The sequence below is a fragment of the Streptomyces flaveus genome, assembly GCF_014647675.1.
Classification (GTDB): Bacteria; Actinomycetota; Actinomycetes; order Streptomycetales; family Streptomycetaceae; genus Streptomyces; species Streptomyces flaveus.
In genome coordinates, this window is sequence record NZ_BMPQ01000055.1 from 1 (window position 1) to 14,296 (window position 14,296).

Consider the following 14,296-nt stretch of genomic DNA (forward strand, 5'->3'; position numbering starts at 1 on the left):
CGATGGTACTGCAGGGGGGACCCTGTGGGAGAGTAGGACACCGCCGAACAAATGTTGAGAAAGCCCCCGCACTTCGGTGCGGGGGCTTTCTGCATTTCGGCCGGAGCAGGATCGGCAAGGATCTCCGCCTCCCTGGTACACGTGGCGCTGGCCGATTGTTCCTCTGTCCGAGTGGCTCGTGCGGTCCGGACGAGCGAGGCGCGTTGCCCGGCGGGATTCCGGCGCATGGAATGGCTCGTCGGTGCTTCGGAGGGCCGGGCACCCCGCAGTCCAACCCCTAGGAGGATCCATGACCTCTGCCACTGTCCGTCGTGCCGTGATCGCTGTCGGCTTGACCGCCGCGCTCACCCTTCTTCCCGCCCTGTCCGCGCCGGCCGCGGTGGCTGACGTCGGGGACAACGACATCGTGAGGCTCAAGCTCACCGGTGTCACCGAGACCGACACGATGCCGGAGTACGTCGAGGCCGGCGACAGTTGGGTCACCTACCTGAATCTGTACGACTCCAAGAAGCGGTTCGCTGGCGACGCCAGCTCGCGGTGCAGTGCTGTCGAGGCGACCAGAGACCATCTGACCGCCCAGTGCACGCGTGTGCTGCGCTTGAAGAAGGGCGAAATCACCCTCCACGACATGATCACGCGCACGAATGATGCGCCCATCACCGCCAAGACTGCTATTGCGGGCGGCGCTGGCATCTACAACGACGCCGAGGGAGAGGGCTACATCACCCTGACAGGCAACCGGGTCCACTTCGATCTCCACGTCGACGACTGACGTCGAGAGTGTTCCCCGCACGGGTTCGCTTCCGCTGCCCGGGTGGGGGCGCGGCGTCCACCCGGGGGCCGATCCGTTGGGCCGAATTGGAGGCCGAGCGGTGACGACCGAGGCGTCGAGGGCGGGGCGGTGTCCGGGGGCAGCCCCGCCGACAGTCAGTCAGAGGGGCGACCGTTCCTCTGACCGAGTGGCATGTGCGGCCCGGACGCGGGGGGCGCATTGTCCAAGGGGGATCACACCGCGTGAAATGACTCGCCAATGCTCCAGAGGGCCTGGGGCACTGTATGCGGCCTGGAGGTTCCGTGATCAATTCAGCTGTCCGTGGTGTCGTCATCTCAGCCCTCACCACAGCGCTCGCCCTTTTTCCCGCCATGGCCGCGCACGCCGAGGGAAAAGACAAGGGCAACGATATTGAGAAGGTCACGCTGACCGGGGTCAACGTGCTCGACACGATGCCCGACTACGTTGAGGCCGGCGACAGCTGGGTGACCCATCTGAAGCTGTACAGCGTCAAGAAGAAGCAGCTTCGATACGCCGGTGACGCCGAGTCGGAGTGCAGCGCGGTCAAGGCCTCCGCCGACGAGCTGACCGCACAGTGCACGCGTGTGCTGCGACTGAAGAAAGGGAAACTGACGCTCAGCGACATGATCACTTACAAGCCGGATAAGCCCGTGACCGCCAAGACCGGCATCATCGGCGGCACTGGCCACTACCGCTCGGCCTATGGTGACGGCTACATCACCCTGGAAGGGAACCGCGTCCACTTGACCCTCAACATCGACGAATGACGTAGGGCACACCTTCCCGCGTGGGGCGCCGTTCACGCTGCCTCACGCGGGAGCCGCCCATCACGAAAGTCATCCGGACATCTGGCGACGACACCCTGGAGTCGTGAAAATCGGGGTGGGCGACCGCCCGGCTGACGTCGTTCGATCTTGGTGCCGATTCGAGCCTGTACGAAAGTCTGGCGCTGAGGACCTGGCGCAGGCACCCCGAAGTGTTGCCGCGAGCACGCAGAGCAGATTCTTCTCTCCTGCCGGATCCTCGCCTGGCGGTCGTTCGCTGCGGCGCGACGGACGGCGCGGGAGGGAGAAACCAGCATGGATCTTGTCCACGAACGCTGCGCGGGGATCGACATCGGCAAGGCCGACTGCAAAGTGTGCATCCGTGTTCCGGGGCGGAACGGACGCCGGCACACCGAGATCCGCACCTTCTCCACGATGACCGAGGGACTGCTGGCCCTGCGCGAGTGGCTGCTGTCTGAGCAGATCACCCTGGTCGGAATGGAAGCAACCGGGTCCTACTGGAAGCCCGTGTACTACCTCCTCGAGGAGCAGATGGAGACCTGGCTGCTCAACGCCCAGCACATGCGCAACGTCCCCGGCCGCAAGACGGACGTGCGTGACTGTCAGTGGATCTGCCAGCTCATCGAACACGGCCTGGTACGCCCGTCCTTCGTCCCGCCCAAGCCGATCCGGCAACTGCGTGATCTTACCCGCTACCGCACCGAGGTCACCCGGGAACGCACCCGGGAGATCCAGCGCCTGGAGAAGCTGCTGGAGGATCCCGGGATCAAACTGTCGAGCGTCGTCTCCGACCTCGGCGGGAAGTCAGCCCGCACGATGGTGGAGGCGCTGATCGGCGGTGAGCGCGACCCCCAGGTTCTGGCCCGGCTCGCCGTCGGAGCCCTGAAGGACAAGGAAGCCCAACTGGTCCAGGCGCTCACCGGATTCTTCACCGATCACCACGCTTTCCTGGCCCGCATTATGCTGGATCGCATTGACGCCTCCACAGCCACGGTCAAAGGGCTCACCGCCGAGATCGACCGCCGTCTTGAGCCCTACCGGCGCCAGCTGGAGCTGCTGGTGACCATCCCGGGAATCAGTCTCACCGCAGCCCAGGTCGTGGTCGCGGAGATCGGGGTCGACATGCGGCGCTTCCCCACAGCTGGCCACCTCGCCTCCTGGGCCGGGGTCTGCCCGGGCAACCACGAATCCGCCGGCAAGGTCACCAGCGGACGCACCCGCCACGGTGACGCCTGGCTCAAGGGAGTCCTGGGCAACGCTGCCGCGGCAGCTGCCCGCTCGAAGAACACCTACCTCGCTGCCCAATTCCGGCGCCTGGTCGGCCACCGGGGCAAGAAGCGCGCGCTCGTCGCCGTCGAGCACTCGATCCTCGTCTCCGTCTGGCACATCCTCACCAGGGACACCCCCTACCAGGACCTCGGCGCCGACCACTTCATCAACCGCATCCGCAAGTCCCGGCAAACCCGCAGACTCGTCGGCCAGCTCACCCAGCTCGGCTACGACGTATCTCTCGAACCCCGCACCAACGGCTGATCGGGCAGGGATTTTCAGAGCAGAGCAGATCGAGGTTGACGAACCACCGGTAACCGATTCTTTCTGCCGTCATTCGCGGATACCAGCAGTTTTCTCGATGAGGCGCGTGAACACTATGAGCGCCCCCAAGGCGGGAAGGAGGCTGGTCAGTGTCCAAAGTACGAAGAACCCGGCCAGTCCCCCGGCAGCCACACGCAGCTCCGTCGGGGCTTCCTCGGAAACTGCGGCCACCAGCAACAGGGAGATAGTGGACAAGACTCCCATCGCGATGACAGTGAAGAATTGCCACAAGTAATCGGTGATGGGTAGAATTCCTGCCTTGCTTGCTTTCCTCAGGAAAGAAGTGTCACAGGCTCGCGTGATCATAGCCAATGCGGCGAGAACGGCTCCGATGATGACACCGATCATGGAGGCGGCAATTCCGATCACTGGTTCTATCGGCAGGTCGTCGTCATGGCCGAGCCAGGCACCGCCCGCAGCGCCCAGAAGAGCGCTCACCGGCTCTCCCCACCAAGAACTCTTCAGGCTCACGTGGACCAGCCTCGTGAACTCCATGAAGTACTTGTCCCCCAGGGTCCGTCCTCTGGGCTCCTCGGGGTACGGATCGAAGCCTTCCCGCGTTTTTATGTCCATCACAGCCCTCACTCACTGGCGGGAATTCTCAGTGAGCCGATCGGTGCCGAGGCGACCGAAAGCGGCGTGAGATCCGGCATCGGCTGCGGCCTGTGTCTCGCATATCTCACCCGCGCGGACGAAAGAGGCCATCGCGATCATTCCGGCGTTTTTCCGTCTCGACCGTTGATCCGTATTCGCTCATGCCCCTTATGGCATCGTACAGCGACGCGCGGCACCCAACCGGAGGCTGTGCCGCCGCAGGCTCGGCTTCAGTATCTCCGGGTATAGGGTCGAGGCATTCGAGGCTGATCTTCGCGTCGCGCGCGAGATCGACATGGAAGTCCTCTGCGTCGATCTTGCACTTGTCGAGCCTTCGAAGAATATCCTCCATTGCTTGTGCCTCCTTTCGTGGTCTGTGCCGGATGGCGTCACCAGGAATGCCGTCGATCTTTCGGGAAACCGCGTCGGTCCGGGCAAGACTGGATTCTTACTCGACCAGGAAGGATCTAAGACATGCGCTCAACGGTAATTCGGTACGGATAATCGGGCGCGTCATCCGTGGCATTCGGGTGAAGCTGTTCGGCCGCGGCCCGCTACTCCACCTGCATGACGAGCCGGCTGGTCGGATCATCGTCACGGCCGAGCACTAGGCTCTCCCTCATGCGCTATGACCTGGTGGTCTTCGACAATGATGGGGTGCTCGTCGACAGCGAGCCTCTCTCCAATCGGATCCTCGCCGGCTATCTGACCGAGCTGGGGCACCCCACTTCGTACGAAGACTCGCTGCGCGACTACATGGGCGCTGCCGTGCACCGCGTACACGACATCGTGTGGCAGCGGTCGGGGCGGCGGTTGCCCGAGGAGTTCGACGATGTGCTGCACGCCCGGGTGTTCGCGGCGTTCGAGCGGGACCTGGAGCCGGTGGCCGGGGCGGCGGAGGTGCTGGAGAAGCTGGTGGCGGACGGGGTACGGATCTGTGTGGCCTCGTCCGGGAGTCATGAGCGGATCCGGGTCGGGCATCGGAAGACCGGGATGGAGAGGTGGTTCGGGGAGGGCCAGATCTTCAGCTCGGAGGATGTGGGGCGGGGGAAGCCGGCACCGGATCTGTTCCTGTACGCGGCCGATCGGATGGGCGTACCGCCGGAGAAGTGCCTCGTCGTAGAGGACAGTCCGCTCGGAGTGCGGGCGGCCGTCGCGGCCGGGATGGACGTGTACGGCTTCACGGCGATGACGACCGCCGACCGGCTGGCGGGTGCAGACCGGCTCTTCGGTGACATGAGTGAGCTGATCGGGCTTCTCCAGAGCTGACCAGTGGGCCGGGTGACTGGCCGAACAGCTCGTCAGCTGATCTTGCTCTTCGAAAGGTGAATAAAACTCATCTTCCGAATCGTCTACCCACGAGTAAGCAAGAGCCTTACGCTGAGCCGCCATGACAGATGTGCTGCGGCGCGGCCGGGCTTCGTTGGCGTTCAGCTTCTTCGCTCAGGGTGTGGCCTTTGCGCTGCTGGTGACGCGGATTCCCGCGATCCAGGACCAGTACGGGATCTCCGATGCCCTGCTGCCCGCCTTCCTCGCCGCCGTGCCGGTCCTCGCCGGCGTCGGCAGTGTCTGCACGGAGCAGTTGGTCAAGCGGGTGTGTCCCAGTCACGTACTGCGCTGGTCGCAGCCCGTCGTGCTGCTCGCGCTGCTCGGTGTCGGAGCCGGTGACGGGCTGTGGGAGATCGGGCTGTCGCTGGCGGCGTTCGGGCTGGCCGTCGGAGCGCTCGACGCGTCCATGAACATGCTCGGAGTGAGCCTGCAGCACGCGTACGGGCGCAGCATCATCCTCGGCTTCCACGCGGTGTACAGCCTGGGCGGGATCATCGGGGCCTCGCTTGCGTGGGTGGGGGCGCACTGGGATCTGCACCTGTTCGTGTCGTATCTGCCGGTCGTCCTGGTGCTGCTGCCCGTCGCGTTGGTGGGGAGCCGGTGGTACGTCGACGGAGGCGGACCCGGCGCGGAGAAGCCGAAGGAGGCGGTCGGGCAACCCGTCGCCTTCAAGTTGCTGTTGCCGCTGTGCCTGGTGATGACCTTCGCGTACATCGGGGACTCGACCGTCTCCAACTGGAGCGCCAAGTATCTGCAGGACGTGCTGGGCAGTTCGGAGCAGCTGGCGACCGTGCCGTACAACGTCTACATGGTCACCACGCTGCTCGGGCGGGCCATCGGGGACTTCGGGGTGCGGCGGTTCGGGGCCGTGGCGGTCGTACGGCTGGGGGCGATCGTCGCGTCCGTGGGGTTCGCGGTGGTGGCGGTGGCGCCGGGGGCGTGGGTCGGGCTGCTCGGGTTCACGTTGCTGGGGCTCGGGTTGTGTGTGCTCGTACCGCAGACTTTCGCGGCTGCCGGGAGGCTGTTCCCCGGTGCTGCGGATGCTGCCATCGCGCGGCTGAATATCTTCAACTATGTGGGTTTCTTGATCGGTTCGCCCCTCGTGGGGGCTCTGGGTGATGCGTGGACGTATCGGGGGGCCATGCTCGTGCCGATGGTGTTGGTGCTGGTGACCCTGGTGTACGCCCGGTCGTTCGCTCCTGAACCAAACCGATACGGTGACGGGCATGAGCGGCCGCACACAGCTGATGTGGGACGAGGCAGTAACGGGCTATGACTTCGGTCCGGATCACCCGATGGATCCGGTCCGCCTGGCGTTGACCCGTCGGCTGGTCGATGCCTTCGGGCTCGATCGTGAGATGGACGTGGTCGCGGCGAAGGCGGCCGGGGAGTCGACGTTGCGGCTCGTGCATCGCGAGGACTACATCGAGGCGGTCAAGGCCGCTTCCGTGGATCCTCGGGCGGCGGACATGTCGTACGGCCTCGGGACCATGGACGATCCAGCCTTCGCCGGGATGCACGAGGTGTCCGCGCTGATCGCCGGGCAGTCGGTGGGGGCGGCCGAGGCGGTGTGGCGCGGGGACGTCTCGCACGCGGTGAACTTCGCGGGCGGGCTGCACCATGCGATGCCCGGCGGGGCGTCGGGGTTCTGCATCTACAACGACGCGTCGCTGGCGATCGCGCGGCTGCTGGAGCTGGGGGCGGAGCGGGTGGCGTACATCGATGTGGATGTGCATCACGGGGACGGGGTGCAGGCCGCGTTCTGGGAGGACCCGCGGGTGCTGACGATCTCGTTGCACGAGCATCCTCGGACCTTGTTTCCGCAGACCGGGTGGCCGGAGGAGACCGGGGCGGACGGTGCGGAGGGCTCCGCGGTGAACGTGGCGCTGCCGGCCGGGACCGGGGACGCGGGGTGGCTGCGGGCCTTTCACTCCGTCGTGCCGGAGTTGATCGCGGACTTCCGGCCTCAGGTGCTGGTGACTCAGCACGGGGCCGATACGCACTTCGAGGATCCGCTGGCTCATCTGGCCGTTTCGCTGGATGCGCAGCGGGCGGTGCAGGTCGCTTGTCATGAGCTGGCGCATGAGTACGCCGAGGGGCGGTGGATCGCGCTTGGTGGGGGCGGGTACGCCGTGGTGGACGTGGTGCCCCGGTCGTGGACGCATCTTGTCGCCATTGCCGCGGGGCGGGAGATCGCGCCGGATGCGGTGATTCCTGAGGGATGGCGGCAGGAAGTCTTCGCTCGTACGCGGCAGTTGGCGCCGGCGCGGATGACTGATGGGCGGTGGCCCGTGGCCTGGAAGTCGTGGGAGGACGGCTACGATCCGGCCGACCGGCTTGATCAGGCGATCGTCGCGGCTCGGCGGGCCGTGTTCCCGTTGCGAGGGCTGTTGGCGTAGGCCCTCCTCGCAGGCCCCGCTTCCGCCAGGGCGGACAGCCGTTTGTTACTCCGACCGTGCGGGCTTTTCCCGTTTTCGGCGTGAGCCAGTGGCACATGCGCCAGCATCGCTGACGTGTTGAGTGCCGGAGCATTGCGTGCGCATCTGCTGGCCGCCCGGTTGGCCGGGCCCGTGGCGACCTCGCGGGAGGAGAGTCTGCGGAGCTATCGGCTCTTCGCGGCTCGCGATCCCCGCGTGATGATCGGGCTCGACCCTGAATGGACGTGGAAACAGCCGGATTTGATTGCCTTGATGGCGGACAAGTGCGGAGTCTCGGCCGATCCACGGCATACATCGGGCCATGATGTGATCGACCCTGAGCGGACGTTGGCGGCTCTTGACGCCTTCGCGGAGCGGCTCCAGGCGGCGGCCCGTAACCGTTCCCCGGTTCTCCTGGGTACCGGCCACCCGCACCGACTGCTCGGTTTCTACGCCGCTCTCGCGGACGCCCTGTCGGCGGCGGGATGTGCCGTGCTCACCCCCGCGCAGGGTAGCTGTATCGACATAACGACCCGGTTCGGTCTACGCACGCACAACCTTGACTACGTACAAGGTGTCGCGCTGGTGCGCGAACCAGGCTCCTCCGCCACCGGTTGTGAGACCGGCGCACACTCCCATTCACCGCTCCCGGTTCGACTCGCGCTGGCCGCCGCGGCGGAGGCCGGCGGGCCTCTCCCGGAACTGGTGATCGGAGACCATGGCTGGGTCTGCGGCGCAGGTCAGCTGGGGTTCGAGGCCATGGGTCTTGGTGATACGGACGATCCCGCGCTGTTCGTCGGGGAGGCGGAGGGGCGGGTGTCCGTCGCCGTTCCGCTTGATGACGCTGTGCGGTCTGCTTACTACCGGCCGCTTACTCGCTATGTACTCAATCGAGCGTGTCTGTCACAGTAGGGCCCAGATGGCATCCCCTCTTCCCCACTCGCATCACCCGCCCCTACATTGGGGAGTGAGCACGCAACGACGAAGTGTCACCGGAAGGGGAAGCCGGTGACCGTCGAGTGCGGAAGGTTCAGGTGTGTCATGGCTGCTGGCGAGAGGCCTCTGAACGAGGTTCAGTTCCTAACCGTGGCGGAAGTCGCCTCGGTGATGCGAGTGTCGAAGATGACCGTGTACCGACTGGTGCACAGCGGTCATCTGCCCGCGATCCGGGTCGGGAGGTCATTCCGAGTCCCGGAGCAAGCGGTTCACGAGTACCTTCGCGAGTCCTATGTGGGGGTGGAAACCGCCTGACGGCGCCTTGGGCGGATACCGGTGACGGCCCTCAGGGGCGTCGCCGGTTCCCCCGGGATCACCTCGATTACAAGCTCGGAGCTCTGTCGGGGTAGGCTGGCCCCCCGTAGGTCGTGTGGGCCCCAATGCAGCCCCGCACCGAGTGATTGTCCCCGCTGACGCGGGGGTTGTCCGAGAAGTGAGCGAGGGTTGACGTGGGCTCTGTTATCAAGAAGCGGCGCAAGCGGATGGCGAAGAAGAAGCACCGCAAGCTGCTCAAGCGCACGCGCGTTCAGCGTCGCAACAAGAAGTAGGCAGCAGGTCGTAGGGCCGTGAACCCGCCCCGGCGGACCCGCCCTCACGACTCTGTCCATGGTGTTGCGCGCCGCTGCGACAGGCAGGCGCTCTGTGGCCTCCCACCAACCGGTGGGAGGCCACAGCCATACCCCGTTGGCTTGGTGCCCTACCTGGTTGGCTTGGTCCGGTCGTACGTCCCTGGCCGAGTCTGGCCGTACGTCCGCGTCCGCGGTGACTTCATGCATCGAGTGGTCACCACAGCGCAACATCTACCCGCTAACGTGGGCCGTCACGGGGAACGCGGCAGAGTACGAGCAGGAAGTCCTCAAGGGCTGGAAGGAAGGCGCTGATCTTGGGCAAGGTCGTGCTCGTGACCGGAGTGGCCCGGCAGCTCGGGGGCCGTTTCGTACGGCGGATCCAGCGTGACCCCGAGGTGGACCGGGTGGTCGCCGTGGACGCGGTCCGGCCCGAGCACCACCTGGGCGGAGCCGATTTCGTACAGGCCGACATAAGGCAGCCCACCATCGCGCGCCTGCTCGCCGAGTACTCCGTCGACACGGTCGTTCACATGGACGTCACGGGCACTCCGCTGGGCAGTGGCAGCCGGACCTCGGTCAAGGAGACCAACGTCATCGGCACCATGCAGCTGCTCGGTGCCTGCCAGAAGTCCCCGGCGGTCAAGCGGCTGGTCGTGAAGTCCAGTACGAACGTGTACGGGTCGGCACCCCGCGACCCGGCCGTGTTCACCGAGACGACGCCGCCCAAGTCGCTGCCCAGTGGTGGCTTCGCGAAGGACACGGTGGAGGTCGAGGGGTACGTACGCGGCTTCGCGCGGCGCAGGCCCGATGTGGCCGTGTGTGTGCTGCGGTTCGCGAACATCCTCGGGCCGAGCGCGGATTCGCCGCTGGCCGCGTACTTCTCGCTGCCCGTGCTGCCGACCGTGTTCGGCTACGATCCGCGGCTGCAGTTCGTCCACGAGGACGATGTGATCGACGTGCTGCGCATCGCCTCGCACGAACCGGAGCGCGGGACGCTCAACAGCGGGACGTTCAACATCGCCGGCGACGGCCTCCTGCTTCTCTCGCAGTGTGCGCGCAGGCTCGGCCGGCCCACGGTGCCGCTGCTGCTGCCCGCGGTCAGCTGGGTGGGCACGGCAGTGCGTACGCTGGGTATGACGGACTTCTCGCCCGAGCAGCTGCGGCTGCTCACCCATGGCCGGGTCGTGGCGACCAAACAGATGCGCGAGACGCTGGGTTTCCGGCCGAAGTACACGACCGTGGAGACCTTCGCGGACTTCGCGCGCAGCCGCGGACCCGGACTCCTGCCGCCGGAAGCCCTTGCCGGGGCCGTCGACCGGATCGCCGGGCTGTCCCTTCTGGGCGGTGGCCACCCCCCGACGCAGAGCGCCAACTGAGGAGCGCATCAACGATGGCGGACGCCAAGGTCATTCCGTTCGACGACGATCGGTCCCGTGGGAGTGCCGCGCACCGGCCGCCGCGGCGCCGAGGGGCGGGGAGCCGGCTCAAGGGCGAGCCCGCAGGGGTACGTGAGGTACAGCCCCTGCCTGGCCGAACGATTCTGCAGGATGATGTTCCTGTGACAGATGTGCCGGTGACGCCTGAGGAAGCCGCATCCCCGCCGGAGCGGCAGGGCGGTGGCTGGGACCAGCGCATCGCGGGTGGCCTGGCCTTCCTGCGGCGGCGGTTGACGGGTGACTACGAGGTCGACGACTTCGGTTACGACCAGGAGCTCACCGACCAGGTCCTGATGTCGATGCTGCGACCGCTCTACGAGAAGTACTTCCGCGTCGAAGTGAAGGGCATCGAGAACATCCCGTCCGAGGGCGGGGCGCTGATCGTCTCCAACCACTCCGGGACACTGCCGCTGGACGGCCTGATGATGCAGGTCGCGGTGCACGACAACCACCCCGACGGCCGCCACCTCCGCCTGCTGGCCGCCGACCTGGTCTTCATGCTGCCGGTGGTCAACGAGCTGGCCCGCAAGGCCGGTCATACGCTCGCGTGCGCGGAGGACGCGGAGCGGCTTCTGGAGCGTGGTGAGCTGGTCGGTGTGATGCCGGAGGGCTTCAAGGGCATCGGCAAACCGTTCGGCGACCGCTACAAGCTCCAGCGCTTCGGCCGCGGCGGCTTCGTGTCGACGGCCCTGCGCCAGGGCACGCCGATCATCCCCTGCTCGATCGTCGGAGCGGAGGAGATCTACCCGATGATCGGAAACGCCAAGACGCTGGCGCGGCTTCTGGGTTTCCCGTACTTCCCGATCACGCCGACGTTCCCGTGGCTCGGCCCGTTGGGCGCGGTCCCGCTCCCCACGAAGTGGACCATCCAGTTCGGCGAGCCGATCCCGACGGACGGCTACCCGCCGGAGGCCGCCGAGGACCCGATGCTGATGTTCAACCTGACGGACCAGGTCAGGGAGCAGATCCAGCACACGCTTTACAAGCTCCTGGTGCAGCGCAGGTCGGTGTTCTTCTGACGGGCGGCTGCTGAAGGAGCGTGGATACGCCGGTGGGGGCGCCCCTTTTCGCAAGGGGCGCCCCCACCGGCGTATCAGCGGAAACTAATCCGTGTTCTCGTTCTCGACGCCCAGCTCCGGGAGGAGTCCTGGGAGCAGGGGCGGGACCGTGACGTCGGGCTTGGCCGGTGGGGTGGTCCTGTCGGACGGGGTGGTGCTGGTGTCTTCCGTGGGCGGTTCCAGGAGGCCGCCCGTGTTGCCGCCGAGCAGGCCGTCGTCCTCCGTGCCCGAGGTGGACGGCTTGGGGTTGCCGCTGCTGGACTCGCTGCCGTCGGGGGAGCCGTCGGTGGCGCTCGGGGTGGTCGGGCGGTCCGTGTCGGAGGAGCCGGTGGAGGACCGGCCGGAGTCCGGCCGGCGGCTCGTGCCCTCCCGTGAGGGGGGCTTCGGCAGCAGCGAGCGCAGCGGATCGACCTCTTCGTCTATGGCGTCGAAGACCGAGCTGACCTGCCGGCTGACATCGCCGAGCTGCGCGGGCAGCCGGTCACGCAGCGCGCCCCACGCGTCGCGGTGCGACTGGGAGAAGGCCGAGAGGGTCTGGATGGGGCCCAGGGAGTCGGGGTCGCGCTCGTACGCCTCGTGCAGTAGCCGGTGGCCTTCCGACGCGTCGTGCCGCATGCCGGACAGCGCACGGCGGATCTCGCCCATGGACTCGTGGTCGAGGGGCCCGGAGCGGTCGCGCTCGATCAGCCGGCGCGCCTCGCTCAGCCGCGTGGACGCCTGGTCGAGATAGAGCCCGCCGCGGTCGCTGTCGTCGTCGGCCATGCCCCGCTTGAGGTCCTCCATGCCGCGCTTGAGCCCATAGAGCGAGTCACCGGGCAGGGCGTCGGAACTGGCGGCGGCCACGCCGCTGAACGCTCCCGCGGCCACACCCACGGTGAGCCCACCCGCGGCGAGCCCCTTGGAGAGCCGGGAACGCGGTCGCAGCTTTCCCATCCCGGTCGCCCGATGAGCACCCCGCCCTCGTGGCGATCTCTGTCCGGGCACCGAAGGCTCCACCGCGTCGCCCCCCGCGGCCGTGCCCTCCAGCAGCATGGCCTCCATCGCGGCCACCAGCTGGGCCCGCTGAACGACCTTGACCTCGGGGTCCATCGCCGGTTTGGGCAGCTCGCCGAGGCCGGTCGCCAGGGACAGCATCCGGCTCCGCTCGGACCGGCCGGACCGGTCCGTGGGTTCCGGGGCCGGACCTTCGGACTGCTCGGCCGCCGTGCCCCGGTCGGACTGCTCTTCCAGGGCCTGGGCGAAGGCGTGCGCCCGCCGGTGCGCCGATACGTTCGCGATCACTGGCGGCACCTCCTCTCGTCATGACGGTCGACTCCCCAGGGGGTCCTGAGGGTTGCACTCTCTGATCGGATCCACACGATCGAGTGATCGGGGACGGCCAGAGGTGACCACAGGGAGCCTGTATCCCGCACAACGAGCGGTTCGGCACTTGGGTTACGGAGGACGGATGATCGGACCGCGAAGCCAACAGGCGGCAACGAAGGGTGAGTTGTGCGTCGCTGAGGGTAAGGGGGTGTACGGGGTGGGTGAGGGTGGGATACGGGTTCTCAGCGGGCGTCGTCGGGCAGGAGCCGGGCCAGTGTGCGCACGGCGCGGTACTGGAGGGTCTTGATCGCGCCCTCGTTCTTGCCCATCGCGCGGGCGGTTTCGGCGACCGAGAGGCCCTGGAGGAAGCGCAGGGTCACGCACTCCTGCTGCTGCGGGTTGAGGCGGTGTACGGCGTCCAGAAGCGCCGCGTTCGACAGGGACTCCAGGACGGAGTCCTCGGGGGAGCGCTCGACCTCGTTGGCGTCGAGCATCTCGCCGGTGGTCACTTCCAGGCGGAAGCGGCTCGACTTGAAGTGGTCGGCGACGAGGTTGCGGGCGATCGTGACCAGCCAGGCGCCGAAGTCGCGGCCCTGCCAGGTGAAGGTGCCGATGCGGCGCAGGGCGCGCAGAAAGGTCTCGCTCGTGAGGTCCTCCGCGGTCGCCTTGCCCCCCACGCGGTAGTAGATGTAGCGGTAGACGGTGTCGCTGTACTGGTCGTAGAGGCGCCCGAAGGCCTCGGCCTCGCCGTCCTGGGCGCGCTCCACGAGGTTCATCATCCGGGCGCTGTCGCTGTCCGCGGCCGGGCGGCGGGCGGTGGTGGTGGCAGACGCGCTCGAGCGACCCCGTCTGCCCACCGTCCGTCCGTCACCCGACTTCCGCCCCTCGACGACGGCGCTTCGCGCCGGCCCCCGCTCGATGCCGTCGGCCAGTGCGTAACACGGGCCGACGGGCGCGGCGGAGACAGTGAGGGCGGGGACGGCGGGGACGGCGTACGCGGTGGGGACGAAACCGCGCAGGTGGTCGAGGACCATCGCGCGGAGCGTAGCCAGGCCCGAGGCGTCAACCCCGACGTGTGGGTACACGGGACTCCCAGAGGCAGAGCTTCCATCACGTGCAGTACCGGAACATTCACCCGTCGTAGCGACGTATGAGGTCCGTAATGCGTCTGAGGAGAATAACGCTTCGTACAGGCAGCATTACGCCCAGTTGCTCAAATCATCGAATACGTCGCTTCTGTTACGCATCGACGACTGATCAAGTGCCGCACAGTGGCCAGTAGTTGATCGAATCGCTTCACATTCCGGCCGAGCCCGGGGCGTGTTGTGGCCGGCTGCCGTCAACGGGACTGGCGGGGGCGGTGGGCGGGTAGGACAGCAGAATTGCCCGCGTGTTCGTACACGCGGGCACTCATGGACGGT

General features: G+C 67.0%; 15 protein-coding genes. 11 read left to right on the forward strand and 4 right to left on the reverse strand.

Translation table 11 applies throughout. The annotated features are described in order from the left end of the window. Positions 1-289: 289 nt before the first annotated feature. The 3 genes from IEZ21_RS45060 (at position 290) to IEZ21_RS45070 (ending at position 3,111) form a co-directional block, all read left to right on the forward strand. Positions 290-772 (forward strand): hypothetical protein, encoded by a 483-nt coding sequence (locus IEZ21_RS45060; RefSeq protein ID WP_189327608.1) that lies wholly within the window; start codon positions 290-292, stop codon positions 770-772. 302 nt (positions 773-1,074) lie between these two features. Next, the gene (locus tag IEZ21_RS45065; RefSeq protein WP_189327609.1) at positions 1,075-1,560 is read left to right on the forward strand and encodes a hypothetical protein; all 486 of its coding nucleotides are present in this window, start codon (positions 1,075-1,077) and stop codon (positions 1,558-1,560) included. A gap of 312 nt (positions 1,561-1,872) precedes the next feature. Then, positions 1,873-3,111 carry an IS110 family RNA-guided transposase gene (locus IEZ21_RS45070; protein ID WP_189327610.1) on the forward strand — a complete coding sequence of 413 codons (1,239 nt, stop codon included), beginning with the start codon at positions 1,873-1,875 and terminating at the stop codon, positions 3,109-3,111. 69 nt (positions 3,112-3,180) lie between these two features. On the opposite strand, the gene IEZ21_RS45075 is transcribed toward IEZ21_RS45070, so the two are convergent. Both IEZ21_RS45075 and IEZ21_RS45080 read right to left on the reverse strand, forming a co-directional pair. Further along, positions 3,181-3,744, reverse strand: coding sequence for a hypothetical protein (locus tag IEZ21_RS45075; protein WP_033319430.1), 564 nt, complete (start codon positions 3,742-3,744; stop codon positions 3,181-3,183). A gap of 106 nt (positions 3,745-3,850) precedes the next feature. Then, positions 3,851-4,117, reverse strand: coding sequence for a hypothetical protein (locus IEZ21_RS45080; RefSeq protein WP_157857292.1), 267 nt, complete (start codon positions 4,115-4,117; stop codon positions 3,851-3,853). Positions 4,118-4,386: 269 nt separating this feature from the next. Here IEZ21_RS45080 and IEZ21_RS45085 point away from each other — a divergent pair, with 269 nt between their 5' ends. From IEZ21_RS45085 to IEZ21_RS45120, 8 genes are all read left to right on the forward strand, one after another. After that, positions 4,387-5,034 carry an HAD family hydrolase gene (locus IEZ21_RS45085; RefSeq protein ID WP_189327611.1) on the forward strand — a complete coding sequence of 216 codons (648 nt, stop codon included), beginning with the start codon at positions 4,387-4,389 and terminating at the stop codon, positions 5,032-5,034. A gap of 121 nt (positions 5,035-5,155) precedes the next feature. Beyond that, on the forward strand, positions 5,156-6,370 hold the full coding sequence (locus tag IEZ21_RS45090) for an MFS transporter (RefSeq protein WP_189327612.1): 1,215 nt from the start codon (positions 5,156-5,158) through the stop codon (positions 6,368-6,370). Beyond that, complete coding sequence (locus IEZ21_RS45095) at positions 6,321-7,493, forward strand: acetoin utilization protein AcuC (RefSeq protein ID WP_189327613.1); 1,173 nt, start codon at positions 6,321-6,323, stop codon at positions 7,491-7,493. Before IEZ21_RS45090 ends, IEZ21_RS45095 begins: the two co-directional genes overlap by 50 nt. 114 nt (positions 7,494-7,607) lie before the next feature. Next, complete coding sequence (locus tag IEZ21_RS45100) at positions 7,608-8,423, forward strand: phosphatase (protein WP_189327614.1); 816 nt, start codon at positions 7,608-7,610, stop codon at positions 8,421-8,423. 129 nt (positions 8,424-8,552) lie between these two features. Further along, on the forward strand, positions 8,553-8,762 hold the full coding sequence (locus tag IEZ21_RS45105; RefSeq protein ID WP_093781815.1) for a helix-turn-helix domain-containing protein: 210 nt from the start codon (positions 8,553-8,555) through the stop codon (positions 8,760-8,762). 194 nt (positions 8,763-8,956) lie between these two features. Next, the gene (locus IEZ21_RS45110; RefSeq protein ID WP_003948845.1) at positions 8,957-9,055 is read left to right on the forward strand and encodes a 30S ribosomal protein bS22; all 99 of its coding nucleotides are present in this window, start codon (positions 8,957-8,959) and stop codon (positions 9,053-9,055) included. Between the two features lie 335 nt (positions 9,056-9,390). After that, positions 9,391-10,452, forward strand: coding sequence for an NAD-dependent epimerase/dehydratase family protein (locus tag IEZ21_RS45115; RefSeq protein ID WP_189327615.1), 1,062 nt, complete (start codon positions 9,391-9,393; stop codon positions 10,450-10,452). A gap of 14 nt (positions 10,453-10,466) precedes the next feature. Further along, positions 10,467-11,531, forward strand: coding sequence for a lysophospholipid acyltransferase family protein (locus IEZ21_RS45120; RefSeq protein WP_189327616.1), 1,065 nt, complete (start codon positions 10,467-10,469; stop codon positions 11,529-11,531). A gap of 84 nt (positions 11,532-11,615) precedes the next feature. Here the strand turns inward: IEZ21_RS45120 and IEZ21_RS45125 are convergent, their stop codons facing one another. After that, complete coding sequence (locus IEZ21_RS45125) at positions 11,616-12,851, reverse strand: DUF5667 domain-containing protein (protein ID WP_189327617.1); 1,236 nt, start codon at positions 12,849-12,851, stop codon at positions 11,616-11,618. Positions 12,852-13,117: 266 nt separating this feature from the next. Next, positions 13,118-13,960, reverse strand: coding sequence for an ECF subfamily RNA polymerase sigma factor, BldN family (locus IEZ21_RS45130; protein ID WP_189327618.1), 843 nt, complete (start codon positions 13,958-13,960; stop codon positions 13,118-13,120). Between the last annotated feature and the right edge of the window lie 336 nt (positions 13,961-14,296).

Bases quoted from the DNA above. Each gene is read 5' to 3' on its own strand.
- IEZ21_RS45120 (WP_189327616.1), top strand. From the start codon at position 10,467: ATGGCGGACGCCAAGGTCATTCCGTTCGACGACGATCGGTCCCGTGGG.
- IEZ21_RS45060 (WP_189327608.1), top strand. From the start codon at position 290: ATGACCTCTGCCACTGTCCGTCGTGCCGTGATCGCTGTCGGCTTGACC.
- IEZ21_RS45080 (WP_157857292.1), bottom strand. From the start codon at position 4,117: ATGGAGGATATTCTTCGAAGGCTCGACAAGTGCAAGATCGACGCAGAG.
- IEZ21_RS45105 (WP_093781815.1), top strand. From the start codon at position 8,553: ATGGCTGCTGGCGAGAGGCCTCTGAACGAGGTTCAGTTCCTAACCGTG.
- IEZ21_RS45085 (WP_189327611.1), top strand. From the start codon at position 4,387: ATGCGCTATGACCTGGTGGTCTTCGACAATGATGGGGTGCTCGTCGAC.
- IEZ21_RS45070 (WP_189327610.1), top strand. From the start codon at position 1,873: ATGGATCTTGTCCACGAACGCTGCGCGGGGATCGACATCGGCAAGGCC.
- IEZ21_RS45090 (WP_189327612.1), top strand. From the start codon at position 5,156: ATGACAGATGTGCTGCGGCGCGGCCGGGCTTCGTTGGCGTTCAGCTTC.
- IEZ21_RS45095 (WP_189327613.1), top strand. From the start codon at position 6,321: ATGAGCGGCCGCACACAGCTGATGTGGGACGAGGCAGTAACGGGCTAT.
- IEZ21_RS45075 (WP_033319430.1), bottom strand. From the start codon at position 3,744: ATGGACATAAAAACGCGGGAAGGCTTCGATCCGTACCCCGAGGAGCCC.